Below are 22,417 nucleotides of genomic sequence, written 5' to 3'. Positions count from 1 at the left end.
CCACTCGGCCATTCTACCAGCCAATTCTGCGGCTTGGTATGAGGCCAAGGAGGAGAGCGGGACGACCGGCCGCTGCTTTCTGACGCTTCAAAAATGAGTGGGCGGACGGGCCAGGAAGCGGCCTTGCCCGGGGGCACCCACAAAGAGGCCATCCCGCACGACCACTTCTCCCCGCAGAGTGACGTGTTCGGCTCGGCCTTGGAATTCACGACCTTCGAAGCCGGAGTAGTCCACGTTCATGGCCTGGGTGGCTGCGGAAATGACGCCTCGATATTCTGGATCCCAAACCACGAGGTCGGCGTCGCTGCCCGGGGCGATGGCGCCTTTCCGTGGATAGAGGCCGAAGAGTTGGGCCGCGGCCGTGCTGGCGGTGCGCACGAAGGTCTGGCGATCGATCTTGCCGGTGACGACGCCCTCGGAATAGAGCAGCTTGACCCGCTCTTCCACGCTCGGAATGCCATTGGGGATGAGGGTGAAGTTGGCGCTTTCGCCCCGCGGCGAGAAGTCCGCTGTGAGGGCTTTTTCCGGATCGGGATGGCCCATTTGTTTTTGGGTCGCGAAATCAAAAGGCGCGTGGTCGGTCGCGACGGTGTCGATCGTTCCCTCGGCCAGAGCCTCCCAGAGAAGAGCTTGCTGCGAGCTTTCCCGGAGCGGCGGGCTCATGACGAATTTCGCCCCTTCGAAGTCCGCTTGCTCGGCGTGGCTGCGGTCCAAGGTGAGGTAAGGGATGACGGTCTCGATCCAAGCCTGGACCCCGCGACGCTGGGCGGCGGTGATGGCTTCGATGGCTTCGGCGCAACTGGTATGCACCACGTAGACATGGGCCCCGGTCAGTTCGGCGAAGGCCATGAGGTGCTGGCAGCCCGCGACCTCCACTCGCACGGGGCGGGAGGGTTCATGCCACTCGGGTCCGAGCCGGCCCTGCGCCACGAGGTCGGCTTGCAGTTCGCTCACGAGGTCGGCGTTTTCGCAATGGGCGGTCACGATGACCCCCAACTCCTTGGCCAGACGGAGCACTTGGTAGAGTTCGCGGTCGTCGATCCCGAAGGCCCCCTTGTAAGCAAGGAAGACTTTGAAGGAGGCCACGCCCTGCTTGACGATTTCCTGAAGCTGGGCTGCGGTTTGCTCATCGAAGCGGGTCACGCCCATGTGGAAAGTGAAGTCACAGGCGGAGATCCCTTCGGCCTTGCTCCGCCAGAGCGCGAGGGCTTCGAGAGGATCTTCCTGTCGAGCTGGGCAGCACATCTCGATGAGAGTGGTGGTGCCTCCCAGGAGCGCGGCGCGGCTGGCCGATGCGTAGTCGTCTTTGGCGAAGGTCCCCATGAAGGGCAGGTAGATGTGGACATGGGGATCGATGAATCCTGGGAAGACAAATTTGCCCGTGGCGTCGATGACTTCGGCGGTCGCGGGCCCTTCCAAGTGGCTGCCCACTGCCTGAATGGTCTCGCCCTGGCAGAGGACATCGGCCACGAATTCGCGCTCGCTGGTGACGACGGTTCCGTTTTTGATCAGCAAACTCATCGGCTTCCCTCTTTGACCCAAATGTCTCCTTCGCCCACTTGGAACCAGCGGGTGGTGGTGGTCCGCTGTTTGGTGTAAAAGGCGACGCCCTCTTTGCCCTGCATGTGGAGGTCCCCGAAGAAGCTTTCGTTCCAACCGGTGAAGGGGAAGTAGGAGAGAGGGGCGGGCACGCCCACGTTGACGCCCACCATGCCAGCGGAAACTTGGTGGCGGAATTCGCGGGCCGACTTCCCAGAGCTGGTGAAGATGCTGGCGCCATTGCCGAAGGCTTGGCGATTGGCGGCCGCGATGGCTTGGGCGAGAGTGGGAGTGCGCATGACGCTCAGGACGGGGCCGAAGACCTCGGTGGTGGCGAGGGTGTTTTGGTAGTCGACGTGATCGACGATGGTGGGCCCGAGGTAAAAGCCTTCTGGAGCTTCGGCCACCCTGGCAGCGCGACCGTCCGCTAGGAGCGCGCCGCCTTGGGCTTGGCCTTGGGTGATGAGGTGGCGGACGCGGTCCCGGTGGGCGGCGGTGATGAGGGCCCCCATATCGGGTTGGGCCTCGGTATCGGTCGGCCCGATTTGCATGCCCTTGGCTAGGTCCACTAAAGCCGGGAGAACCCGGTTGCCTGCCTCGCCCACCGCGACGGCCACCGAACTCGCCATGCAGCGTTCCCCGGCGCAGCCGAAAGAGCTATCGCGAAGGGCTTCGGCCGTTTTTTCGGGGTCCGCATCCGGCAGGATGACCACGAAATTCTTGGCCCCGCCCGCGGCTTGGACGCGCTTGCCGTGATGGCAGGCTTTTTGGTAGAGGGCGCGGGCCACCGGGGTGGAACCGACGAAGGAGATGGCCGCGATGGCCGGGTGTTCCAGGAGGGCCTCCACGGTGGTTTGTCCGCCATGCACGATGGAAAAGACGCCCCCTGGCAAGCCGGCTTTTTCCAGGAGGGTGGCCACGCGTTGCATGGTGAGCGGGACCTTTTCGGAGGGCTTGAGGACGAAGCAATTCCCGCAGACGAGCGCCAAGGGCCACATCCAGAGGGGAACCATGGCCGGGAAATTGAAGGGACAAATTCCGGCCACCACCCCCAGGGGCACTCGTGCCGTCTGGCAGTCGATGCCCCTGGCCAGATTCTCGAGCGATTCCCCCATCAAGAGGGTGGGGGCGCCGCAGGCGAACTCCACCATTTCGATGCCCCGACGGAGATCGCCCCGCGCTTCCACCAGGGTCTTGCCATGCTCCCGCGAGATGCCCCGGGCCAAGTCCTCAAACTCCTCCTCTAGGAGGCCCTTCAGGCGAAACATGACCTGGGCCCGTTCCCCGGGAGGGGTTTCCCGCCAAGCGGGGAAGGCCTGCTGCGCCGCCTGAACCACCGCATCCACCTCGGCCGGGGAGGAGAGGGGAACTTGCGCCAGTCCTTCCCCCCGGGAGGGGTTCATCACGGGGACGGTCTCGGCCCCGGAAGGGGTGACCCATTGCCCTCCGACGAGATTGGGCAAGACCTCCATGGTGTCAGTTCCGCGCGAGGGCGTCGGACTGCTTCACAAAGTCGTCTCCGTCCCATTGGCCATCGGCGACCACGATGCCTTCTTTCTCGGCTTTTTCCTTGGCCTTGCGTTCGGTTTGCCTGCGAACCAGCTCGGCGTGGGTCGTGAAGTAGTCGAGGCTATGCCCTTTGAATTCGGCGAGCGTTTCAAAGCCCTTGGCTTCCATGAAGGCGAGCAGTTCTTCATTCATTTTCTGCACGCACTTGTAGCCAAATTTCATGACGCCGGTGCAGACTTGGACGGTGTCGGCCCCTAGCAAGATGAATTGGGCGGCGTCGGCTCCGCTTTCGACTCCGCCGATGGCTGAGAGGGACCGGTCGGGGAATTCGCTGCGGATCATTTGCGCCAGTTCCATGACCATGCGGAGGGCAATCGGTTTCACGGCCTTGCTGGAGTAGCCACCGGGGGTGGTGTAGCCCTCGACCGTGGGCTCGGGACGGAGGGTTTCCAAATCCACGCCCATGACGGAGCGAATGGTGTTGATGGCGGAGACGCCCTCGCAGCCGGCGGCCAGGGAGGCGCGGGCGGGGTCCTCGATGTGGGTCACATTGGGCGTCATCTTGGCCCAGACCGGCACCTTGGCGGCCTGGCTGACCCAGCCGCAGACCTCGGAGAGGATTTCAGGATCCTGTCCCATGGCGGCGCCCATTTTTCTTTCGGGCAGGCCGTGGGGGCAAGAGAAATTGAGCTCAAAGGCATCCACGCCGGCTTCTTGGCAGCGCTCGATGAGTTCATACCAATTGTCCTTCTGGTATTCCTCCATGACGGAAGCGATGAGGACGCGGTCCGGGTATTCGTCTTTGCAGGCTTTGAATTCATCGAGCCATTTGTCGAAGCCCCGGTCGCTGATGAGTTCGATGTTTTCCCAGCCAATGACTTCCTTGCCATCCGCCGATTTCAATTTGGCGTAACGCGGGCCGACGTTGACCACCTTGGAAGCATCCAAACTGATGGTCTTGGCGATGACCGCGCCCCAGCCATCCTTGAAGGCGCGATTGATGACGCGGAGGTTGGTTCCAGGGGGGCCCGATCCGATGACGAAAGGGTTGGGCAGGGTTAGTCCGTTGACGTGGGTCTCTAAGGTCGGCATGGTTTTTGCGCGTGGTGAAGGAGATCAGGCAGCAGATCGCGTTCCAAGGCCAAGTCCAGTGAAAGCCTCCCGGCCGCGCCTCCACCCCGCCGCGACCGCATGGAACCGAAGCCCAGCCAACTACTTTACCGCATCGAGGACAAACCGCCCTTCCGCGAGGCCGTCCCGCTCGGCTTCCAGCATTACCTCACGATGTTTGGTTCGACGGTGGCGATTCCTTTCATTCTGGCGGACGCCTTGGGAGCCTCGCCCGCGCAGGTCGGGCAGCTGATCGGCACCATTTTTTTCGTTTCGGGAATCTCCACGCTCTTGCAGAGCACCTTTGGCAATCGCCTCCCCATTATTCAAGGAGGCACCTTTTCCTTTCTGGCGCCGACCATTGCCATCTGTGGGATGGCGGGCGTGGCCGAGGCGGGGTTCGCGGTCAAGATGCAGCATGTGCAAGGCGCCATCATCGCGGGAGCCTTGGTGGAAATCGTGATCGGTTTCACGGGCGTGGTGGGGCGTCTTTTGCGCTTGGTCTCGCCGGTGGTGATCGCCCCCACCATCGCGCTCATTGGCTTGGCCTTGTTCCAATTTGGCGCGACCTCCGCAGGGGCCGGCGCTTACTGGCCGATCGGTGGCTTGACGATTGGTTTGCTGATTCTCTTTGGCCAATTTCTACGCGGGCGACACCGGGTCTTTGATCTCTACCCCATCATCCTGGGAATTGCGGGCGCCTGGCTGACCTGCATTCTTTTGAGCGTGACCGGGGTCCTTCCGGCGACCCATCCCGCCTTCACCGATTTTTCCAAAGTGGCCGAGGCTCCGGTCTTGCAAGTGCCTTACCCGTTCCAATGGGGCGTGCCGCAGTTCACGCTCGCGGCCTTTGTGGGGATGTTGGCGGGCTACTTGGCCTCGATCATCGAGTCGGTGGGCGATTACTATGCCTGCGCCCGACTCTCGGGGGCACCCCTCCCTACGAGCCGGACGGTGAATCGCGGGATTGGCTTTGAAGGAATCGGCTGTCTCCTGGCCGGGATCTTTGGTTCGGGCAATGGCACCACCAGTTACTCGGAGAACATCGGCGCGATTGGCTTGACCCGGGTGGGCTCGCGCCGGGTGGTCCAATGCGGAGCGGTCATCATGGTGGTGCTGGCCATTTCCGGTCAATTTGGAGCCCTGTTTTCGACCCTGCCTCGCCCGGTCGTCGGGGGGATGTATTGCGTCATGTTCGGCATGATCGCTTCGGTCGGCCTCAGCAATCTCCAATTTGTGGACCTCAACTCGACCCGTAATCTCTTCGTGATTGGCTTTTCTCTCTTTATGGGCTTGTCGCTTCCCGAGTTTTTCAAAGCCCGGGAAGGCGCTTTGATCGAAGGTCCTTGGCAGTGGCTAGGGGACATGGTTTCCACCATCGGCTCTTCTGGGATGTCGGTCGGCGCCTTCATCGCCCTTTTGCTCGATAACACTCTCCCGGGAACCGACTCCGAACGGGGTCTCCTGGCATGGAAAGAACCGAAAGCGGAGTGAGCGGATGGATCTCTTTTTGCAAGCTGCCATTGAAGAGGCCCGCAAGGGCTTGGAGAGCGGGGGCATTCCCATCGGCTCGGTCTTGGTCTGCGAAGGGGAGATCATTGGCCGAGGACACAATCAGCGAGTGCAAGCAGGCAGCGTGATCCATCATGCGGAGATGAATTGCCTGGAAAACGCGGGCCGGTTGACGGCCGCCACCTACGAAAAGTGCACGCTCTACTCCACGCTCTCTCCCTGCCCGATGTGCTCGGGAGCGGCCTTGCTCTACAAAATCCCCCACGTGGTGGTGGGTGAAAACCGCACCTTCCAAGGTCCCGAAGAGTATGTGCGATCCCAAGGCGTCAAGCTGGAGGTTTTAGATGATCCCACCTGCATCCAACTCATGACCGATTTCATCCAAGCCAAACCAGAGCTTTGGAATGAAGACATTGGCGTCTGACTGGCCACGCCCCCCGGGCCGCTGGTTTCTCTGCGGGGCTTCCGATCAGGCCTGGTGGCCGCGTCGTTGCAGCAGCTGAGCTGAAATGCTGATGGCGATCTCGGCCGGATCATTTCCGCCGAGGGGCAGGCCGAGAGGGCAAACGATGGCCTCGCGGGTTTCTTCGGCGATCCCATCTTCAGCCAACTCTCTCAGAAGGACCGCGCGCTTGGAGGCGCTCCCGATGACGCCTACGAAGGGCAAGTCGGGAAACTGACGAAGGGCCTCTCGGAGGACGGGCCGGTCCGTGGCATGGCCTTGGGTGATGGATAGAAGGTAGCTGTGGGCTTGCAGGAAGGCGACGCCGTCTTGGAAGCGTTCGACCTTCCTTCGGGTCAGGTTGGCTGCGGCCGGAAGCTTTTCCAGCCAGTCGTCCCGCACATCGATGACCTCCACCTGGCAGGGCAGGGTCGCGAGCACTTGGGCGAGAGCCTGGGAGACGTGCCCAGCGCCGAAAAGGAGGAGATGCCAAGTGGAGTGAGCCCGGACCGGCTCGAAGAGAAATTCCATGGCCCCCCCACAAGTCATCCCGACATCGCGCTGCAGATGCCAGCGCTGAGAGAGCAGCTCCTCTTGTCCCTTTTCCAGCATGGCCTGCGCGGTCGCGATGGCTTTGGCTTCCACGCGACCGCCACCGAGATTGCCTGCGACCAAGCCTCCGGCGCTGACCACGGCCTTGCCCCCCAAAGAACCGGGGGTGCTCCCCCGCACGGCGGTCAGGGTGATGACCACACTGTCGATCCCGGCCCGCTGGAGGGCGGACACCTCTTCCCAGACCGCCGACGAGTTCATCGGGTGAGGGTGGCCTCGATCTGGCCGTGCGGCTCATCAGTCGGCAGAAAGACTTGCCGCTGGTCTGGGCGACCGAGACGGCTGAGGTCCAAGTTGAGGTAGTGCACATTGGGCAGGCGGAGGGAAATCTCTTCGATCTCGCTGGCTGCCTGGAGAGCCGCTTCGCCGATTTGGAAGAGGGTGCGCTGGACGGAGGGACTGTAGGTGCTGGCGAAAATTTCGTAGGCCGCCTCCAGCACCTTTTTTTCCGTTTCCGCATCCGGGACGCGGACCTCGGCCAGGGTCCATTCGCAGGCCATCTTGGTGGCGAAGAGGCGGTCGGTGGTCGGTGGCAGGGTGGTCAAGTCGCATTCGTGGTAGCCGACAAAGCCCGATCCGGTGGTTTTCATGAGCAGGTGATCGCGCAGGCCGGCCGTCAATTTGGCGGGGCTGTCCCGGGTGAAGCGTCCGGTGGTAAAACGCTGGCCATTGCGTTCTGCCAAGAAGGCGTGGGGATGCGCTTTTCCGTTCACGGGCATCGGGTTCCAGACCTGCTCCCGCAGTTCGACCGAGAGACCGCTGAGGTGCGGGTATTTCTCGAGGAAGTGCCTCCCGAGAACGGCAGCGAAGGCCGTCCGCCCGGTCTCCAAGTGGTCGTGTGCCAAGAAGTGCACGGTGTTTTTGACGGTGTCGGTCGGGACAATCGAGCTGTTGTCGGAGGAGAGGTAGGAGGCTTCGAGATCGCCTTCCAGGAGGATGTCCGCTTCGATTTCACAGACTTGGTGGTCCTGGCCTTCCCGCAGCACTTTCAGGACGCGCACTTTGTGTTTCCCGTAGCGATTGGCTGTCAGTTTGCTTTGCTGGTGCTTCATTCCGTCATGGATCTGAGTGAAATCAATCGAATGGATCGCGCGTGCTTTGTCCGCGAGTTCGGGGGGATGTATGAGCATTCCCCCTGGGTCGCCGAAGCGGTCGTCGGCCGGCGGCCTTTCTCAAATCGGAGGGCGCTGGCGGCGGCCATGGGGGAGGTGGTAGAACAAGCTCCCCCGGAAAAGAAGCTGGAATTGATCCAAGCCCACCCCGATTTGGGAGGAAAGCTGGGTCGGCAACGGGAGCTGAGCGAGCACTCCGCGCGGGAACAATCGCGCCTCGGCTTGGATCGCTTGGAGGATAGCGAATTTCAGGAGTTCACGCGCTTGAACCAAGGCTACCGAGAGCGTTTTGGCTTTCCCTTCATTCTCTGCGTGGCTTTGGTGGAGAAAGCCGGGATTTTGGACGCGTTTCGCAGGCGCTTGGAGAATTCCCGTGAAGCCGAGGTCGAGGAGGCGCTTCGTCAGATTCACCTGATCGCGAAATTGCGTTTGGAGCAGGCCATCGAGCCCGCTGCCTGATTAAGTCAGGACGTGGAGGAGTTCCCCCACGGTCCGTTTGCCTTCCAGGGGGTGGCGCAGTTTTTTGCGATGGTCGATGCGGTATTGATTACGGCGGCCGTGCTTTTCCGCCTTGAGCACCCCGTCGTCGATCAGCTCGGCCAAAATTCGTTGCACCGCCCGCTGCGTGATGCCGACTTCTTCCGCCAGATCCCGCACCCGAAGGTCTGGCTGTCGGGAGAGGGCCACCAAGATGTGGGTGTGATTGGTGAGGAAAGTCCAGGTGGGGGCCGCGATTTTGAGAGGGGTCATGAAACGGAAGTCACGAAATCGATAGCACCTATACGAAAAGAAACAAAGGGAAGTTGTCGGGTAGGACGACCCCTTCCTTCGGCCCGGTAGTCAGAGCAAGGCCTCTCCCGGAGTGAGCACGTTCTCCCAGCGATACCGAAGCAGGGCCCCCGCTCCTCCGTGGTGGTCGAGTAGCTGGGAGTTTTCGACTGTCTCGACCGGCAGGCGCTGGGGTATGGCCAAGCGCAGCAGCGCTTCCCGATCCACGCTGAGAAGGTTTTTGGAGAGCACGAGACACTCAGCCTGGGCGCGCTCCAAGGCCTGTTTGGTGGCTTCCACACCCACGGTGGCCAAGCCGTCGGATCGGATGGCTTGGTCGAGGCGCTTGACGGTGGCCTGCGACTCCTCTCGCTCGGCGGCCAGGAAAGCTTCGACAGCCTTTTCCATGAGTTCACCCACCCGTTGATCGGTGAAGCCGGTCGCAATCTCATCGACCAGTTTCTCCCGGAGCGCTCGCGGCAAGGAATCGCGAAGGCGAGCCACACAGTTGGGCTGGCCAGCGATGAGGAGGGCATTGTGACCTTGTTTGGCCATCAGCCGCTCGAGGACCTCGATTTTTTCTTTCACGAAGAGGCGTTCTCGGTCGCGACGATGATTGGCATAGTGCTCCCGGGTCCATTCCCGGCCGAGGCGTTGACGGAGGGCGGGTCGGTCGGTGAGGACTTCGAGGGAGGTTTCCCCGAGATTGACCTCCACGATGCGAGCGAATTCATTGGTGGTGAGGACAACGACAAAGCGGTCGAAGCGATCACGCAGCTCCACCAGTGGATAGATGATGGCGAAGTCATCGGCATGGAAGGAGGTCTCCAGAGGCACGTGGAAATCGAGCGGCAAGAAGAGGGGTTGATCGCCCCAGCGAGAGAAAACCGCCCCGCTCACGGCGTGGGGAGCGTGAAGCCAGGAGCGGATCTCCTCGGCGGCTTCTAGGAAGTCGACCTGGGCTTCCGCCTTGAACGTGTGCCGGGTGAGGCTGCACCAGGAATGGAAGTCTCGTTCCAGCTTGGTGACGGGCTGGGTGAAATCAAAGAAAGCGCTGATGACCGGAGAAGAGGTCTCCGGGGAGCTGGCCAGCGCGCGGATGTATTTTTCGAGTTTGGTGGGTTGCATAAGAGGAGTGCCCTGGGTCTCCCCCACAAGCGGAACCCACCTAAATAGATGTCTTTATATTCACGAAAAAAGAGTCAGGTGTTGTCATTTTTCTGCCCCGCTTTCCCCTTGGTGAGATGAATGGCGATGGCGTGGGAAGCGAGTGGAGCGGTGGCAAAGACGAGCAAGCCGCTTGCGAGGGCCAGGATGACTGGGCCCGGTTCGGGAAAGCGCAGGATGGTGGCGATGACCAGCAGGAGCACCGCCAGGGAGGAGGCTTTGGTGCCGGCGTGCAAGCGCGGAAGCCCCTCCGGCAGGCGAAAGAGCCCGAGAGAGGCCACGAGAAAGAAGGCGCTGGCTAGGATGAGGAGGATTTCCGCGATCATGATTTTCGGAGGAGTTGGGATAGGAGCACGGTGGCGAGGAAGCCCAAGAGCGAGAGGGCAAAGGCAAACTGGAGCGCGAGCGGATTTTCATCGAAGAAGGCCAACAGGACGGCGATTCCGAGGAGCTGGAAGCTGACCACATCGAGCGCGATGATGCGGTCGGCCATCAGGCGAGCGGTGGCCAGGCGCGCCAAGCTGAGCGCAAGCGAGATCGCGAGAAGGACGATGGCGAGGTTCAACATGGCGGGTCAGAACGGGAGGCGAGCGACCACTGGCTGGTAGCGCTTCAGAATTTCATCGACGAGGTCCTGGGGGTTCTCGGCGTCGTAGAGCGAATGGATCAGGAGGCAGCCATCCCGCTCATCGACCGACAAGGTGCCCGGCGTCATCGTGATGAGGTAGGCCAAGAGAAGTCGCTGCCGGGAGGAGGGCAGAGACAAGGGCACCTTGACCAGCACGGGGGCGATGCGGGGGTGGGGACTGAGGACGTCGCGCGCGATCCGCAGGGAGCCGCTCACGACCGCCCAGAGATAATAAAAGGGGAAGACGAGGAGAGCGATCATGGCACGAGCGGGCCGAGCACGGCTTCGAGGTAAGCGGTGGGTTCTAGGAGATTGTAGGCCGCCCGCTGGGCGATTTCGAAGAGAGGTCCGGCCAAGAGCCCGACCGAGACCGTGACCAAGCCGAGGCCGAGGCTGGCAGCCGGACCGAGTCGGCCAAGCGAGCGCGCGGGCGCTTCCGGATCGGGATCCCCCCAGAAGACGGCCAACCAGATTTTCAGCATGGAGAAGAGAGTGAGCAAACCGACCAGCACGATCGCGACCGCCGAGAGGATCTCCCCCGCCTCCAGAGCCGAGCGTAGGAGGGAGAATTTGGCGAAGAAGCCGGAGAGCGGGGGTAGTCCCGCCAGGGAGAGAGCCGGAAGGGCGAAGAGCCAGGCCAGGACGGGGGCGCTCACGGCCAGGCCCCTCACTTGATCGAGCTGGGAGGAGCCCGTCCGAGTTTCCACCAGGCCGGCCGCAAAGAAGAGATTGGCTTTCACGATGATGTGGTGCGCCAGGTAGTAGATCCCTGCGGCCAGAGCCAAGGGCGTGAAGAGGGCCAAGGCCAGGGCCATGTAGCCGACTTGGCTGATGATGTGAAAGGTCAGGATGCGGCGCATTTCTCCTTGCGCGACCGCCCCCAAGACCCCGCCCAACATGGTCAGAATGGCCAGAACCAAGAGGAGGGGTTGCCACGGGAAGCTGCCGTCTTCCGCGAAGACAAAGCCAAAGACCCGGTAGAAGGCGTAGAGGCCGACCTTGGTGAGAATTCCGGCGAAAATCCCCCCAATCGGGCCCGGCAGAAGCGGGTAAGAATGGGGCAGCCAGAAGGCCAGGGGGAGGAGCGCCGCTTTGATGCCGAAGGCGCCAAAGAGAAGGGCGGCCGAGCTGTCCACGAGGAAGCCTTGGGGGCTTTCTTGGAGACGGAGGTGGAGGTCGGCGAAATTGAGCGTGCCCATTTTCGAGTAGATGAGCCCAGCGCCCGCCAGAAAGAGGAGGGAGGAAACGAGATTGATGATGACGTAACGCCAGACTTCTCCCCCGGTGCCCTGCCCCCGGACCAAACTCATGAGCGCGAAGGAGGAGAGGAGGAGCACTTCGAACCAGACATAGAGATTGAAGAGATCGCCGGTCAGAAAGGCGCCGCTGGCTCCCAGTGAGAGGGTCAGCAGCAGTGGAAGCGCCTGCCGCCGACGCAGCCCGGCGTAGCGTGGGTGGGAGAGCAGAAGAATCCCCGCCAGGACCACTAGCTGGCAAACCACCAAGAGGAAGGCGGCCAAGGCATCAGCCACCAAGACGATCCCGAAAGGCGCTCGCCAGGAGCCCGAGGCGAGCGCGTGGACGGAGCCATCCGCGGTGAAGAAGAGCAGGGAGCTGGAACCGATCAAGCCAGCTGCGATGCCGGCCACCGCCCAGAAGCGGCGGCCCCGCGGCCAGAGGCAGAAGATCGCTCCCACGAGAGGTGCGAAGAGGCTCAGGAGAAGGGCGGCGTCGGGAGTCATTCTTCGGGTTGGCGAGGCAGGAGTGTGAGGGCGAAGGCGATGAGGCCAAAGCCGATCACAATGGCGGTCAAGACGAGCGCTTGGGGGAGGGGATCAGCGAAGGCGGTGGGGTCGATGGCTTGGCCTTTTTGGCTTTTGTCGAGCAGCGCGGCCGCATTGTGCTGGAGGCCCCCGGCCGCAAAGATGGTCAGATTGGCGGCTTGGCCCAGGAGAATGAGGCCGGCCAGCACGTCGATCCGGGTCCGACCGGTCAGGCGGTAGACTCCGGCGGCCGCCAGGAGGCCGATGGTGAGGGCGATGATGAGTTCCATGTTAGGCTGTGGGGCTGGCGAGGGTGCGGCGGAGGTAGCTCAGGGTGAACCCGATCACGGTGAGAAAGACCCCGAGGTCGAAGAGCAGGGGCGTCCCCAGATGCAAGTCCCCGGAATGCCACCAAAGTCCTTGGAAGAAGGCTTTGCCCACCAGCAGCGGGGAGAGGGCGGCCACGAGCGCGGTCAGCAAGCCGGCTACCGGCAGCCAAAAGGCCAAGCGATCTACCAAGCGCTCTTGACGGGGAATGCCCGAGAGGAGGCAATAGCCCACGGCCGCGCCCGCCACGAGGGCCCCGATGAAACCGCCGCCGGGTTCGTTGTGCCCTCGCCAAAAGGTCCAGAGAGCCACCGGGAGGAGCACGAAGAAGAAGGGGCGGCGGGCGGTTTCAATCCAGGGGGAGCGGAAGGTCCCCAGGGAGGTCTGGGAGGCCCGTCGAGCCCCCAAGGCCGCGGTCAGGCCCCAGCCCGCGATGGCCAAGACGGTGATTTCTCCAAAGGTGTCCAGCGCCCGGAAGTCCACCAAAATGACGTTCACGACATTGGCCCCGTAGGCCTCCGGGAGGCTGGTGTTGAGAAAGTAGGCGGCCAGCGGGCTGGCATCGCCTACCAGCATGGCCTTGAAGACGAGCGCGCTCACGAGCAGTCCGGTGGCCGAGGCGATGACGAGGCGGGAGACCGGGTGATGGGTCTCGATCTTCTGAGGGAAACAGCGCCCCAAGGCCCCGACCAAAAGGAACAAGAGAAGCGTCTCCGCAAGCAACTGCGTGAGAGCCAAATCGGGCGCGCTGAACCAGAGAAAGAGCGCCGCCACCAGCAAGCCGACCATCCCGAGGGAGACGAGCAGGGGAATCAAGCGCCGGGAACGAGCGGCCGCCACGGTCGCAAAACCCAGTAAGAGGGCGATGCCGACCGCGCCGAGGGACTGGGGTGGAAAGGAAAGCTCTGGCCGCGGCCAATTGCCCGGCTGAAGGGCCAGGAGGGAGAGCGTGCCGACGAAGGCCAACATCAGGAGAAGCTGCCGGGAAAGGGAGCCCGCCACGAGCCACTTGGCGAAGGCGCTCGCCCCTTGGCGAAGGGCGGCGATGACGGTGTGGTAGAAGGGCTCGAAGAGGGGAGACCAAGTGGGGGAGAGGGCCGGACGGTGAGGGCGGCTCAAGAAATAGGTCAACACCAGAGAAAACGCGATCGCTCCCAAACTCAGAAACAAGGCAGGCGTCCAGCCATACCAGAACTGGTAGGACGCTTCCGCGTAAGCGCCGAGGGAGGTGGCCGCCGGTCCGAGGAAACGGTGGCTAGCTTGGGGGAGGGAAAAGGCGAGGGCGATGGCCCCCAGGGCTGGCAGGCAGGCGGCCAGGGAGAGGGGGACGGGAAGCTTTTTGGGCGACTTGGCATCCCGGTCGGGCAGCCAGAGCGGGATAAGGAAACGAAGTCCCAGAGCCAGCACCCCGGCCGCCGCGAAGGCCACTCCCAAAGCCACCCAGGGCGAGTAAGCCCAGGCCGCTTTGAGCAGGTATTCCTTGCCCAGGAAACCGGGCAGGGGGGCCACGCCCACCAGCGAGAGCGTGGAGAGCGTCAGGGCGAGGCCGGTCACGGGCAGCTTGCGGGCGGCACCGCGTAGTTGAGAGAGATTTCTCGTGCCAAAGCTTTTTTCCAGATTGCCGGCGCAGAGGAAGAGAGGTGCCTTGTAAAAGGCGTGGGCCGTCAGGAAGATGACAAAGCCCAAGAGGGCGGAGGGGCTGCCCACTCCTGCCAGCACGGTCAGGAAACCGAGGGCCCCCAGAGTGGTGGAAGCGAGGATGGATTTGAGGTCGTCCTCGCGTGCCGCCCGCAAGACGGCCGTCAGCACCGTGAGAATGCCGCAGATCACCAAGAGGGGTGTCCAAATGGGGTGGTCACGAAGGAGGGGCGCGAGCGTGGCCAGCAGAAAGACCCCTGCTTTGACCATGGTGGCGGAGTGGAGGTAGGCGGAGACGGGGGTGGGCCCGGCCATGGCGTTCGGCAACCAAAAGTGAAAAGGCCACTGGGCGGACTTGGTGAGCGCGCCCACTGCGATGAGGAGCAAGGCGATGCGGCCAATCGGCCCTCCCGCATCGGGGTTCTCCATGGCTAGGAGTTGGCTGATGAGGACGGTCCCATAATGGGCCTGGACCAGGAGGATGCCCGCGAGGAGGGCGGCCCCGCCCAGGAAGGTCACGAGGAGGGCTTGGGAGGCCTTTTGGCGATTGAGCGCTTGGCCATGATTGAAGCCCACCAGCAGGAAGGAGAGCAGCGAGGTGCCTTCCCAGAAGAGGAATAGGAGCAGGAGATTGTCCGACCAAAGGACGCCCAACATGGCGGTCGTGAAGAGCCCGAGACTGCCGAGGAGAAAGGGGAGCCGCCGGTCCTGGGCGAAGTAGCCACTGGCATAAAGCGCGATGCAGCCGCCGATGCCGAAGATGATGGCCCCAAACCAGGCGGTGAAGGGCGTCAAGCGGAGGGCCAAATTCATCCCGAGCGCTTCGACCCAAGGACGGCTCCAGAGGACTTCTTCCAAGGTGGGTAGGGCCCACAAAAGCCAGACGGCTGCAGCCCCGTAGGCCAGGGCGATGAGGCCGCCAGCCAGGAGCGGGCCCCGGCGGACGAGGACGCCCCCCACGAGCACAAGGAGGGCAAGCGCTGCGGGGAGAGCGAGCAGCAGAAGCAAGGATTCCATGAGCCCAGAGGTCGTCAGTTCCGCATGCCCAGGAGCTGGAGCAGGAAGGCGAGACTTTCGTTTTTGCGCTTCACCACCAAGACCGGCTTTTGGCTCCGGCGAAGGACGTCTGCGGTGTTGCTCCCGAGGAGGGCCAGACTAAGGGCGTTCGATCCATGACTGCCCAGGATGAGCAGATCGCAGTCCTGATTGTTGGCATAACTGGCCATGCTGCCGCCAGGAAAGAGGCTGGAGTCGACCGTGTGCTCCCAGCGGGTGTCATTCTGGGGCAGTTCTTCCATGAAGGTCGTGAGGTGGCGCTGCCCCGATTCGAGGTAGCCGGGCTCGAGCACGTCGGTCCCGTGGGAAGCCGAGAGGCGGGTGGTGGGCACCCGCACGAAGTGGAGGACGGTCTTGCGGCCCTGATTTTCAGGAGAGAGGGTCGAAAAGGCTTGGGCCCATTCAATGGTGAGGGGCGAGAGGTCAGAGAAATCGACCGCGGCCGCGATGGAGAGCGGCGGGAAGGAGGCGCCGTTGGGGACGGCCAAGACGCCGGCTGGACTTTTGCGGGTAAGACGCTCGGCGAAGATGCGACTGCGCTCATCCTGCAAGGTCGTCAGGACGAGGTCGAACTCGCCCCCGCGGAGAAGCTGAAGCGCTTCCCGAAGTCCTTCTCCCCGGCTGAAATGGAGCTCGATCGGCAAGCCCTCGGCCTCGCTCGCGATGGCCTCGGACAGCTCCTGGTCGGCAGAGGGCGGGCTGACTTCTTGCTCGTCCGCGCCTGAGTATTCGGGGAGCGGCCAGTCGACGGGTGCCAACACGTCGATGCGTTCCGGCTGGGACACCGCATTGAGCTGGCGGCACCATTGCCAGAGGGAACGGTTGTCGACCAAGGGGTCGTGAATGACAAGAAGGCGCTGAAATCGTTTCATGCGGTGAGTGAATTGCGGCCGAGGTTATGCTGAAGAAAAAAACACGCAACTAAATTCGTGATTTCAATTTCATTTTAAAGTCCGGCGGTTTTTTTCCTGTTTTAGAAAGAGGGGAAGGAGGGCGGTTTCGATGTGTTGGAAAGCGGCGCTCAGGCCCTCTTGTTCGAAGACCGCGCCGATTTGGGCCTCGACTTTGGTGGGATTGCCGAGAGCGCTGAGAAACTTGTTGGAGGTCAGCCGAATGACGCGTTCCCCATCCATTTTGCCGTCTTGGGCCAGGACCCAACGGCGGGCGAAGAGGCAGAGAACGGCATCGCCGACCCAGGCGCGCTCCCGGATTTGTAGTTCATCCTCAGACATGGAGGAGAGAACCACGAGTTGGCGGTTTTTCGATTTCAGATTTCAAGGCTTCGCGGCCGGTCCTCGCTCAGGGGGCCTAGCGATACCGAAGCACGGCCAAGGCCAACTGACGGGCCACGATGTCATGGTAGGCGGGATGAGCGCAGATTTTTCGCTCGACGGGGTTGCTCAAGAACCCGAGTTCCACCAGCACAGCGGGCGCGCGGGTCCCGCGGAGGACATGGAAGCGCTTGCGCTTGATTCCCCGGTCATAGAAGTCGACTCCCTCCAGCAGGTGGGCATGGACCTGGTCCGCGAGCTGGCGGCCGCGTCGCCCGTAGTAAAAGGTTTCAATGCCACGGGCACCGAGACGCGGAGCCGCGTTGAAGTGTAGGCTGAGGAAGAGGGAGCGATGGTAGCGATTGGCGATCCGGCAGCGCTCCTCGAGCGAGACAAAGCGATCGCTCGAACGGGTCAGGACGACCCGCTTGCCGCGAGATTCCAAAAGGTGCTTCAGGCGAAGGGCCACGCTCAAGTTGAGCTCTTTCTCCTTCACGCCTCCCCAGAGGGCCCCGTTGTCTTTCCCACCATGCCCTGGATCGATCACAATCGTGTCGAAAGGACTCGCCTTGAGCTCGGGAGCCATCAGCCCCGCCGTCAGGGAAAAGAGAAAAAGAGCAAGAAATCGGGACATTGTTTATTCTAATTGACCCGGAAATTATAGAAAATTAGATCATTCAGAACAAGGAGTATTTTATAATTATTATAATTTCTAGAATTTACTAAGCGAGATGAACTTTTAAGGAAGCTTAAAAATTTCGTGGCCCGAATGATTTCTCATCTTGCCTTGAGCCCCTTCTCTCTTACTGCTTTTGGCCATGGCCAAGGCCCCCGTCCTCCGACAGCATGCCCGGTTTTTCCGCCATCCGGGGCGCTTGATTCTCATCTGCTGGCTGCATGCCTTCAGTCGCTTGGCCATGCTGGGAGCGATTGCCTCGGTCGTTTTGATCTTCGTGGCCGACCGCAAAAATCTCGTTTTCGGCTTTTTCGGCGGGCTGGTCCTCTTCGGCGTTTTCTCTCTCTGGGAATACCTCATTTCCCGGAAGGTCCGCTGTGGATTGTGTCAGGCTAATGTTCTCGGGCATACCATGAACGTGATCAACCGGGACGCCCGCAAGCATGGTCCTCTCTCCTACCGCTCGTCCTGTATGATTGACATCATCACCACGGGTCGGTTTGTTTGTCCTCATTGTGGGACGCCCTATCGGACTCGAGAGTGAGGGGGGCTTTCGGCTTCAGGGTTCGGCTTTCAGCCCGGGAGGGAGGTTTTGGGTCAGGCTTAGGAGGTCTTCGGTGGTGTGGGCGGCGCTTAAGGTAAGGCGGAGGCGGGCCTGTTTTTTGGCGACGGTGGGGTAGCGGACCGCCGGCACGAAGAACCCCGCTTCCAGCAAGCTCGCTTGGGCCTCGAGCGCTTTCGATTCTTGGCCCAAGACCAGGGGCAGAATGGCGCTTTCCGGGAGGGGGCGGCCGGTCTGCCGGGCGAAGGTGGCGAGGTTCTTTTGGAGACGGGCTTGCCGCTCGGTGCCTTCGGGCGAGAGCAAAAGCTGCAAAGCCGCTCGGGCCACGGCTGCCTGGGCGGGGGGCGGGGCGGTGCTGTAAATGAGGGAGCGCGCTCGATTGATCAAGAGATCCACGATGGGGCGGGAGGCAGCCAGGTAGCCTCCGGCCGTGCCAAGGGCCTTGCCGAGGGTGCCCATTTGCAGTTCGACTTCGGGGGCCAGCTGAAGTTCTGCCGCCAGGCCACGTCCTCCCGGGCCGACCACCCCGAGGGCGTGGGCCTCGTCCAGGAGCAACCACGCGCCATAGCGATTTTTTAAGTCCACGATTTCGGGCAGCGGGCAGCGGTCTCCATCCATGCTGAAGACGGATTCGGTGACCACCAGGATCCGGCTTTTCGGCCCCGCTTGCTCACGCGCCCAGCGCAAGTGACTCTCGAGCTTGCCCAGATGATTGTGAGGGAAGACCCGGAGGCGGGCACCGGAGAGTCGCGCGCCATCGATGAGACAGGCGTGCGAGAGCTTGTCCAGGAGCAGGAAATCCCCCTTCCCACAGAGCGCGCTCAAGGTCCCCACGGCCGTGGCGTAGCCCGTGGCGAAGGTGAGGGCGGCTTCCGTCGATTTGAAGCGAGCCAGGTCTTCTTCGAGCGCGCGGTGGGGGCCGAGGCTGCCGGAGAGGAGGCGGGAAGCGCCACTGCCGACCCCGTGCTCCCGAGCAGCGCGGGCGAAGGCTTCCACCAGGGCCGGGTGATGGGCCAGCCCGAGGTAATCATTGCTCGAAAAATCGAGAAGCTCTCGCCCGTCGAGTCGGAGGCAGCGGCCGGTGGGACTCTCCACCGCCCGCAAGCTCCGGCGGAGCTGGGCCGATGCGAGCGCGGCCAGTTCTTCGCTCGGGTCCCGCATCACTGGGTGAGGCCAAACTTGAGCAGCTTGACGGAGTCATCCCAGATGGAGCGATGGGTCCCGCCCAGGGCCACGGCGATGACTCGCTTGCCATTGGCTTCGGCCGAGCTCACGAGGCAGCGACCGCTGGCCCGGGTGTAACCGGTTTTCATCCCGGTGCAGGCCGGCATCCTGGCGAGGACCTTGTTGGTGTTTTCGAAGACGCGGCGGCGACCGTCGGCATACGAGAACGTGAATTCATTTGTCTGCACGTATTTGCGGATGAGAGGCACGCGGTGCGCGATCCAGCCCAGACGGGCGATGTCGCGGGCGGTCGAGAACTGCCCCGGCTCGGTCAGGCCGTGCGCATTGAGGAAACGCGAGTTCTTCATGCCGACCAGGGTGGCGAAGGTGTTCATTTCCTGAACAAAGGCGGAGTAGGATCCGGAATGGTCACGCGCGAGGACGTTGGCGATGTCGTTCCCGCTTTTGATGAGCAGCGCTTCCAGCAATTGCAGCCGGGTGTAGCGCTCGCCCGCTTTCACGCCGATTTTGGTGGGCTCGACCTCGGTGTCCTGGGCCACCACGGTGACCGCTTGGCCGAGGTGGCCTTCCTTGATGACGAGGAGGGCGGTCAGGAGTTTCTGGGTGCTGGCGACGGCGCGGCGCTCGTCGATGTTCTTGGCGTAGAGAATGTGGCCGGTGTCCGCATTGATGACAATGGCCGACTCCGAGACCACCGGGACGGCTTCGGCCGGGGCGGCCAGCGGCCTCGCGATGGCGAGCGGGTCTTGGTAGGCGAGCGGCGGGGCCGAGGGCGCTCGACTGCCAGAGGCGGCGGGTCCCGAGTCGATGCAGCCAACCTGGCAGGCGACCACTGAAAGCAGCGAGAGAAGAGCGAGGAAGCGGAGTGGCATCAGGGAGAACTGGGCTCGATTTCGCTCGGGGTCAATTGCGCCTCGATCCCTTCATCGGCAGGGACGCCCAGGTCGCGAGCGCGGCGGTAGTGGCGCCGGGCCATCTCGATGGCGGGCGTTTCCTTGGCGAGGTAGATGACGGCCAAGTTGTAGTGCCCATCGGCAAAGTCGGGATCCAACTGGAGGGCTCGCCGCAGCTCGGTTTCCGCCCCGAGGAACCAGCCCTTTTCGTAAAGCGCCACTCCCAGATGGCCATGGACACGGGCGTTTTCCGGTTCGAGAGCGACCGCCCGCAGGTGATGGGCAATGGCCAGCTCCACTTCCCCCCGCCGAAAGGCCAACAGGCCAAGCGCACTCCAGCAGCGCGCCAGCTCCGGGGCGCTCTGCACGGCCTCGCTCAAAAGAGACTCCGCCTCTTCCCAGCGCTCAAGTCGGTAGAGAACCAGTCCGTAGTTGCCGAGGGTGGCTTCGTCGCTCGGCTGGGTCGCGAGGATCTCCTGGTAAAGCCTCGCGGCTTGCTCCCAATCGCGCGCTTGGTAGGCGGCGGCGGCCTGGGCCGGCTTGCTGGGCTGGGCTTCGCCCCAGCCGGGCAGCGCCACCAGGAGACAAAGAAGAGATCGGTGCATCCAGAAACGTGAGGAAAACCAGGCCCGGTGCAAATCGCAGACTCGACTTTTCAGTTGACCGCTGCTGTTCGCCAGAACAAACTGCTCATATGAACGGAATCACCCGTCGCCAACAAGAGCTGATTGACTATCTCCGACAGCATCAGCGGGAAAAGGGCCTGATGCCCTCCACCCGAGAAATCCAGCGGCACTTCGGCTTTGCCAGCCAGACGGCCGCCGTCAGTCACTTGCGCGCTTTGGAGCGAAAGGGCGTCATCAAGCGGCTGCCGGGGAAGGCCCGGGCGGTCGTCTTTCCAGAGGATTTGGAACGGCCGGAGGTCTGGGACATTCCGGTCTATGGAAGGATTGCGGCCGGCATGCCCCAGGAGACGGGCCAAGAGCCGGACGAAGTCATTTCGCTGGACCCCTCTCTGCTGGGCTTGAGGCGGGACAAAGGGCTCTTCGCGCTCAAAGTCCATGGGGAGTCCATGATCGACGCCCACATCTGTGACGGAGACACCGTCATTTTGGAGCCGCGCCAGCCGCGCGATGGCGACGTGGTGGCGGCCTTGATCGATGGCGAGACTACTCTCAAGCGCTTTGTCGTCAACCAGGGGCAGCCTTACCTCCGGGCGGAAAATGAGGAGTACCCCGATCTCCAGCCTGCGCGGGAATTGGTGGTGCAGGGGGTGCTGGTTTCGCTTCTGCGACGGGCGGCTTGAGGGTGAGGTTTCAGTCCTCATACCAACCTCCAGAATTCACTGTTAGAATGGAGGGAAGGTGTTGTGGGGAAGAGGCGCTGAAGCGCGGGGAGGGGAGAGCCGGTGTCTTTCGAGCCAGCCCAGCGTTGCTCCTCGGTTACGGTGCCTGCACCGCGCCCTCGTCGCGCCTTGGTCTGGCCCGAAATCCACTCGGCCATTCTACCAGCCAATTCTGGAGCTTGGTATCAGATTCCGGAGTGCAGACGGCCGCTTTCCCCTTTGCATCGGCTGCTTGGTAGAAAAAGTGGGGTTCTTTCGGAGCGGGCCCGCTTTTCTTTGGCCAAGCGCCCGATCATTCACCATCTTGCCCGATGCGGGTTCACTGGTTGCAGCATGTCCCTTTCGAAGGGCTGGGGAGCTTGGAGGCGGAATGGAAACGGCGCGGGGCCCTGGTGAGCGTAACGCGCTTTTGGGCCGAGGAGGCGCTGCCCGAGGTGGAGGAGATCGACCTGTTGGTGGTGATGGGGGGACCGATGAACATTTACCAAGACGCGCTTCACCCCTGGTTGCCCCAAGAGCGGGCCTTCCTGCGAAGCTACCTCGAGCAGGGAAAGCCCGCCCTCGGGATTTGTTTGGGCGCGCAGCTGTTGGCGGAGGCGCTGGGAGGCAAAGTGAGCCGGAATCAGGAGGTAGAAATCGGTTGGTTTCCTCTGAGGCGGCTACCGAGTGAGGGCCCGGCGGCGGAGCTGCAAGACTGTTTCCCAGCGGGGCTGGAAGTGCTGCACTGGCATGGGGACACGTTCTCTTGGCCGCGAGAGGCGGTCCCCCTCTTTGCGAGTGAGGCCTGTGCTCGGCAGGTGTTTCTTTGGCGGGGGCGGGTGCTCGGTTTGCAATTTCATTTGGAAATGCGTTTGGCGGATGGGGAGGGCCTGGTGCGAGAGGCGGGTCGGGAGCTCGAGACCGGGGGGGACTTTGTCCAAAGTGCCTGTGAGATTTTGGCCGAGGAAGGGCGCTTTCAGGAGGCCCATCAGGTCTTGAGCCGAGTGCTCGATTGGTGGTTGCCTCGGGTGTTTCCGGCCTAGCGGTCGATCGGACTGAAACGAGTGGTGCTTTGAAGGGTAGGAGAGCAGAGGATGACCGTTGAGGTGAGGGAGATTTCTGGTCATCCCATTCCTGCTGTCTTATTTGGGTTGGATGTGGTCCAGCAATCACTTGCATCCCACCACTTCTCCGGTGGCCCGCGACGTCCCCGGCGCGGTGGGGGGAGACTTCTTGTTCTGGGTGCTGCCTTACCCTTGTGATAGGTAGCCGGAAGGGCCTTGGGTGGGTGGGTGGTTTGCGAATCGGCCCATCGCACCCGCC

Annotated in this window: 25 protein-coding genes; 6 read left to right on the top strand and 19 right to left on the bottom strand. The window is 62.6% G+C overall.

What is annotated here, in order from left to right; translation table 11 throughout:
* Positions 1-87 precede the first annotated feature (87 nt).
* The 3 genes from hydA to preA are packed head-to-tail and all read right to left on the bottom strand — an operon-like array spanning position 88 to position 4,140.
* Entirely contained in the window at positions 88-1,521 is a 1,434-nt protein-coding gene (gene hydA, locus AAF555_01870) for a dihydropyrimidinase (protein MEM6910305.1), read from the bottom strand.
* Complete coding sequence (locus tag AAF555_01865; protein MEM6910304.1) at positions 1,518-3,011, bottom strand: CoA-acylating methylmalonate-semialdehyde dehydrogenase; 1,494 nt, start codon at positions 3,009-3,011, stop codon at positions 1,518-1,520. The genes hydA and AAF555_01865 overlap by 4 nt, the downstream gene beginning before the upstream one ends.
* A gap of 4 nt (positions 3,012-3,015) precedes the next feature.
* Positions 3,016-4,140, bottom strand: coding sequence for an NAD-dependent dihydropyrimidine dehydrogenase subunit PreA (gene preA, locus AAF555_01860; protein MEM6910303.1), 1,125 nt, complete (start codon positions 4,138-4,140; stop codon positions 3,016-3,018).
* Positions 4,141-4,239: 99 nt separating this feature from the next.
* Between preA and AAF555_01855 the strand changes: the two genes are divergently transcribed.
* Both AAF555_01855 and AAF555_01850 read left to right on the top strand, forming a co-directional pair.
* The gene (locus tag AAF555_01855; protein MEM6910302.1) at positions 4,240-5,652 is read left to right on the top strand and encodes a solute carrier family 23 protein; all 1,413 of its coding nucleotides are present in this window, start codon (positions 4,240-4,242) and stop codon (positions 5,650-5,652) included.
* 4 nt (positions 5,653-5,656) lie between these two features.
* A complete protein-coding gene (locus AAF555_01850) occupies positions 5,657-6,094 on the top strand; it encodes a nucleoside deaminase (protein MEM6910301.1) in 438 nt (145 codons plus the stop codon).
* A 45-nt stretch (positions 6,095-6,139) separates the two neighbouring features.
* Here AAF555_01850 and xdhC read toward each other — a convergent pair whose 3' ends face one another.
* Positions 6,140-6,925, bottom strand: coding sequence for a xanthine dehydrogenase accessory protein XdhC (xdhC, locus tag AAF555_01845; GenBank protein ID MEM6910300.1), 786 nt, complete (start codon positions 6,923-6,925; stop codon positions 6,140-6,142).
* The gene (pucL, locus tag AAF555_01840; GenBank protein ID MEM6910299.1) at positions 6,922-7,776 is read right to left on the bottom strand and encodes a factor-independent urate hydroxylase; all 855 of its coding nucleotides are present in this window, start codon (positions 7,774-7,776) and stop codon (positions 6,922-6,924) included. Before pucL ends, xdhC begins: the two co-directional genes overlap by 4 nt.
* A gap of 30 nt (positions 7,777-7,806) precedes the next feature.
* Here pucL and uraD point away from each other — a divergent pair, with 30 nt between their 5' ends.
* A complete protein-coding gene (gene uraD, locus AAF555_01835; GenBank protein MEM6910298.1) occupies positions 7,807-8,295 on the top strand; it encodes a 2-oxo-4-hydroxy-4-carboxy-5-ureidoimidazoline decarboxylase in 489 nt (162 codons plus the stop codon).
* Here uraD and AAF555_01830 read toward each other — a convergent pair whose 3' ends face one another.
* The 11 genes from AAF555_01830 to AAF555_01780 all read right to left on the bottom strand — a co-directional run bounded on the left by AAF555_01830 (position 8,296) and on the right by AAF555_01780 (position 17,088).
* The gene (locus AAF555_01830) at positions 8,296-8,586 is read right to left on the bottom strand and encodes a winged helix-turn-helix domain-containing protein (GenBank protein MEM6910297.1); all 291 of its coding nucleotides are present in this window, start codon (positions 8,584-8,586) and stop codon (positions 8,296-8,298) included.
* Positions 8,587-8,676: 90 nt separating this feature from the next.
* A complete protein-coding gene (locus AAF555_01825; protein MEM6910296.1) occupies positions 8,677-9,732 on the bottom strand; it encodes a host attachment protein in 1,056 nt (351 codons plus the stop codon).
* Between the two features lie 74 nt (positions 9,733-9,806).
* Positions 9,807-10,097, bottom strand: coding sequence for a monovalent cation/H(+) antiporter subunit G (locus AAF555_01820; GenBank protein MEM6910295.1), 291 nt, complete (start codon positions 10,095-10,097; stop codon positions 9,807-9,809).
* A complete protein-coding gene (locus AAF555_01815) occupies positions 10,094-10,339 on the bottom strand; it encodes a monovalent cation/H+ antiporter complex subunit F (GenBank protein MEM6910294.1) in 246 nt (81 codons plus the stop codon). Before AAF555_01815 ends, AAF555_01820 begins: the two co-directional genes overlap by 4 nt.
* A 6-nt stretch (positions 10,340-10,345) precedes the next feature.
* Positions 10,346-10,660, bottom strand: coding sequence for a Na+/H+ antiporter subunit E (locus tag AAF555_01810; GenBank protein MEM6910293.1), 315 nt, complete (start codon positions 10,658-10,660; stop codon positions 10,346-10,348).
* A complete protein-coding gene (locus AAF555_01805; protein ID MEM6910292.1) occupies positions 10,657-12,141 on the bottom strand; it encodes a proton-conducting transporter membrane subunit in 1,485 nt (494 codons plus the stop codon). Before AAF555_01805 ends, AAF555_01810 begins: the two co-directional genes overlap by 4 nt.
* Positions 12,138-12,452, bottom strand: a complete 315-nt coding sequence (locus AAF555_01800; protein ID MEM6910291.1) for an NADH-quinone oxidoreductase subunit K — start codon at positions 12,450-12,452, stop codon at positions 12,138-12,140. Before AAF555_01800 ends, AAF555_01805 begins: the two co-directional genes overlap by 4 nt.
* 1 nt (position 12,453) lies before the next feature.
* Positions 12,454-15,144 carry a hydrogen gas-evolving membrane-bound hydrogenase subunit E gene (gene mbhE, locus AAF555_01795; protein ID MEM6910290.1) on the bottom strand — a complete coding sequence of 897 codons (2,691 nt, stop codon included), beginning with the start codon at positions 15,142-15,144 and terminating at the stop codon, positions 12,454-12,456.
* 14 nt (positions 15,145-15,158) lie between these two features.
* Positions 15,159-16,055: a universal stress protein gene (locus AAF555_01790; protein MEM6910289.1), complete on the bottom strand. Its 897-nt coding sequence runs from the start codon at positions 16,053-16,055 to the stop codon at positions 15,159-15,161.
* A gap of 69 nt (positions 16,056-16,124) precedes the next feature.
* Positions 16,125-16,415, bottom strand: a complete 291-nt coding sequence (locus AAF555_01785) for a hypothetical protein (GenBank protein MEM6910288.1) — start codon at positions 16,413-16,415, stop codon at positions 16,125-16,127.
* A gap of 76 nt (positions 16,416-16,491) precedes the next feature.
* Positions 16,492-17,088: an N-acetylmuramoyl-L-alanine amidase gene (locus AAF555_01780; protein MEM6910287.1), complete on the bottom strand. Its 597-nt coding sequence runs from the start codon at positions 17,086-17,088 to the stop codon at positions 16,492-16,494.
* Between the two features lie 184 nt (positions 17,089-17,272).
* On the opposite strand from AAF555_01780, the gene AAF555_01775 reads away from it, so the two are divergent.
* Positions 17,273-17,674 carry a hypothetical protein gene (locus AAF555_01775; GenBank protein ID MEM6910286.1) on the top strand — a complete coding sequence of 134 codons (402 nt, stop codon included), beginning with the start codon at positions 17,273-17,275 and terminating at the stop codon, positions 17,672-17,674.
* Positions 17,675-17,689: 15 nt separating this feature from the next.
* Here AAF555_01775 and AAF555_01770 read toward each other — a convergent pair whose 3' ends face one another.
* From AAF555_01770 to AAF555_01760, 3 genes are read right to left on the bottom strand one after another with little or no spacing between them, the layout of a single operon-like run.
* Entirely contained in the window at positions 17,690-18,853 is a 1,164-nt protein-coding gene (locus AAF555_01770; GenBank protein MEM6910285.1) for an 8-amino-7-oxononanoate synthase, read from the bottom strand.
* A complete protein-coding gene (locus AAF555_01765; protein ID MEM6910284.1) occupies positions 18,853-19,749 on the bottom strand; it encodes a D-alanyl-D-alanine carboxypeptidase family protein in 897 nt (298 codons plus the stop codon). The genes AAF555_01770 and AAF555_01765 overlap by 1 nt, the downstream gene beginning before the upstream one ends.
* Positions 19,749-20,375 carry a tetratricopeptide repeat protein gene (locus AAF555_01760; GenBank protein ID MEM6910283.1) on the bottom strand — a complete coding sequence of 209 codons (627 nt, stop codon included), beginning with the start codon at positions 20,373-20,375 and terminating at the stop codon, positions 19,749-19,751. Before AAF555_01760 ends, AAF555_01765 begins: the two co-directional genes overlap by 1 nt.
* A gap of 89 nt (positions 20,376-20,464) precedes the next feature.
* Between AAF555_01760 and lexA the strand changes: the two genes are divergently transcribed.
* Positions 20,465-21,076, top strand: a complete 612-nt coding sequence (gene lexA / locus AAF555_01755; GenBank protein MEM6910282.1) for a transcriptional repressor LexA — start codon at positions 20,465-20,467, stop codon at positions 21,074-21,076.
* 350 nt (positions 21,077-21,426) lie between these two features.
* Positions 21,427-22,137, top strand: coding sequence for a type 1 glutamine amidotransferase (locus tag AAF555_01750; GenBank protein MEM6910281.1), 711 nt, complete (start codon positions 21,427-21,429; stop codon positions 22,135-22,137).
* The last annotated feature ends 280 nt before the right edge of the window (positions 22,138-22,417 follow it).

This window comes from Verrucomicrobiota bacterium (genome assembly GCA_039027815.1).
In the GTDB taxonomy this organism is placed as follows: domain Bacteria; phylum Verrucomicrobiota; class Verrucomicrobiia; order Verrucomicrobiales; family JBCCJK01; genus JBCCJK01.
The sequence above is the reverse complement of the archived record's forward strand: the minus strand, read 5'-3'. Positions and strand labels throughout refer to the sequence as shown.

Coding starts and splice junctions, on each gene's coding strand:
- hydA (MEM6910305.1), bottom strand. CDS start 1,521: ATGAGTTTGCTGATCAAAAACGGAACCGTCGTCACCAGCGAGCGCGAA.
- AAF555_01865 (MEM6910304.1), bottom strand. CDS start 3,011: ATGGAGGTCTTGCCCAATCTCGTCGGAGGGCAATGGGTCACCCCTTCC.
- preA (MEM6910303.1), bottom strand. CDS start 4,140: ATGCCGACCTTAGAGACCCACGTCAACGGACTAACCCTGCCCAACCCT.
- AAF555_01855 (MEM6910302.1), top strand. CDS start 4,240: ATGGAACCGAAGCCCAGCCAACTACTTTACCGCATCGAGGACAAACCG.
- AAF555_01850 (MEM6910301.1), top strand. CDS start 5,657: ATGGATCTCTTTTTGCAAGCTGCCATTGAAGAGGCCCGCAAGGGCTTG.
- xdhC (MEM6910300.1), bottom strand. CDS start 6,925: ATGAACTCGTCGGCGGTCTGGGAAGAGGTGTCCGCCCTCCAGCGGGCC.
- pucL (MEM6910299.1), bottom strand. CDS start 7,776: ATGAAGCACCAGCAAAGCAAACTGACAGCCAATCGCTACGGGAAACAC.
- uraD (MEM6910298.1), top strand. CDS start 7,807: ATGGATCGCGCGTGCTTTGTCCGCGAGTTCGGGGGGATGTATGAGCAT.
- AAF555_01830 (MEM6910297.1), bottom strand. CDS start 8,586: ATGACCCCTCTCAAAATCGCGGCCCCCACCTGGACTTTCCTCACCAAT.
- AAF555_01825 (MEM6910296.1), bottom strand. CDS start 9,732: ATGCAACCCACCAAACTCGAAAAATACATCCGCGCGCTGGCCAGCTCC.
- AAF555_01820 (MEM6910295.1), bottom strand. CDS start 10,097: ATGATCGCGGAAATCCTCCTCATCCTAGCCAGCGCCTTCTTTCTCGTG.
- AAF555_01815 (MEM6910294.1), bottom strand. CDS start 10,339: ATGTTGAACCTCGCCATCGTCCTTCTCGCGATCTCGCTTGCGCTCAGC.
- AAF555_01810 (MEM6910293.1), bottom strand. CDS start 10,660: ATGATCGCTCTCCTCGTCTTCCCCTTTTATTATCTCTGGGCGGTCGTG.
- AAF555_01805 (MEM6910292.1), bottom strand. CDS start 12,141: ATGACTCCCGACGCCGCCCTTCTCCTGAGCCTCTTCGCACCTCTCGTG.
- AAF555_01800 (MEM6910291.1), bottom strand. CDS start 12,452: ATGGAACTCATCATCGCCCTCACCATCGGCCTCCTGGCGGCCGCCGGA.
- mbhE (MEM6910290.1), bottom strand. CDS start 15,144: ATGGAATCCTTGCTTCTGCTGCTCGCTCTCCCCGCAGCGCTTGCCCTC.
- AAF555_01790 (MEM6910289.1), bottom strand. CDS start 16,055: ATGAAACGATTTCAGCGCCTTCTTGTCATTCACGACCCCTTGGTCGAC.
- AAF555_01785 (MEM6910288.1), bottom strand. CDS start 16,415: ATGTCTGAGGATGAACTACAAATCCGGGAGCGCGCCTGGGTCGGCGAT.
- AAF555_01780 (MEM6910287.1), bottom strand. CDS start 17,088: ATGTCCCGATTTCTTGCTCTTTTTCTCTTTTCCCTGACGGCGGGGCTG.
- AAF555_01775 (MEM6910286.1), top strand. CDS start 17,273: ATGGCCAAGGCCCCCGTCCTCCGACAGCATGCCCGGTTTTTCCGCCAT.
- AAF555_01770 (MEM6910285.1), bottom strand. CDS start 18,853: ATGCGGGACCCGAGCGAAGAACTGGCCGCGCTCGCATCGGCCCAGCTC.
- AAF555_01765 (MEM6910284.1), bottom strand. CDS start 19,749: ATGCCACTCCGCTTCCTCGCTCTTCTCTCGCTGCTTTCAGTGGTCGCC.
- AAF555_01760 (MEM6910283.1), bottom strand. CDS start 20,375: ATGCACCGATCTCTTCTTTGTCTCCTGGTGGCGCTGCCCGGCTGGGGC.
- lexA (MEM6910282.1), top strand. CDS start 20,465: ATGAACGGAATCACCCGTCGCCAACAAGAGCTGATTGACTATCTCCGA.
- AAF555_01750 (MEM6910281.1), top strand. CDS start 21,427: ATGCGGGTTCACTGGTTGCAGCATGTCCCTTTCGAAGGGCTGGGGAGC.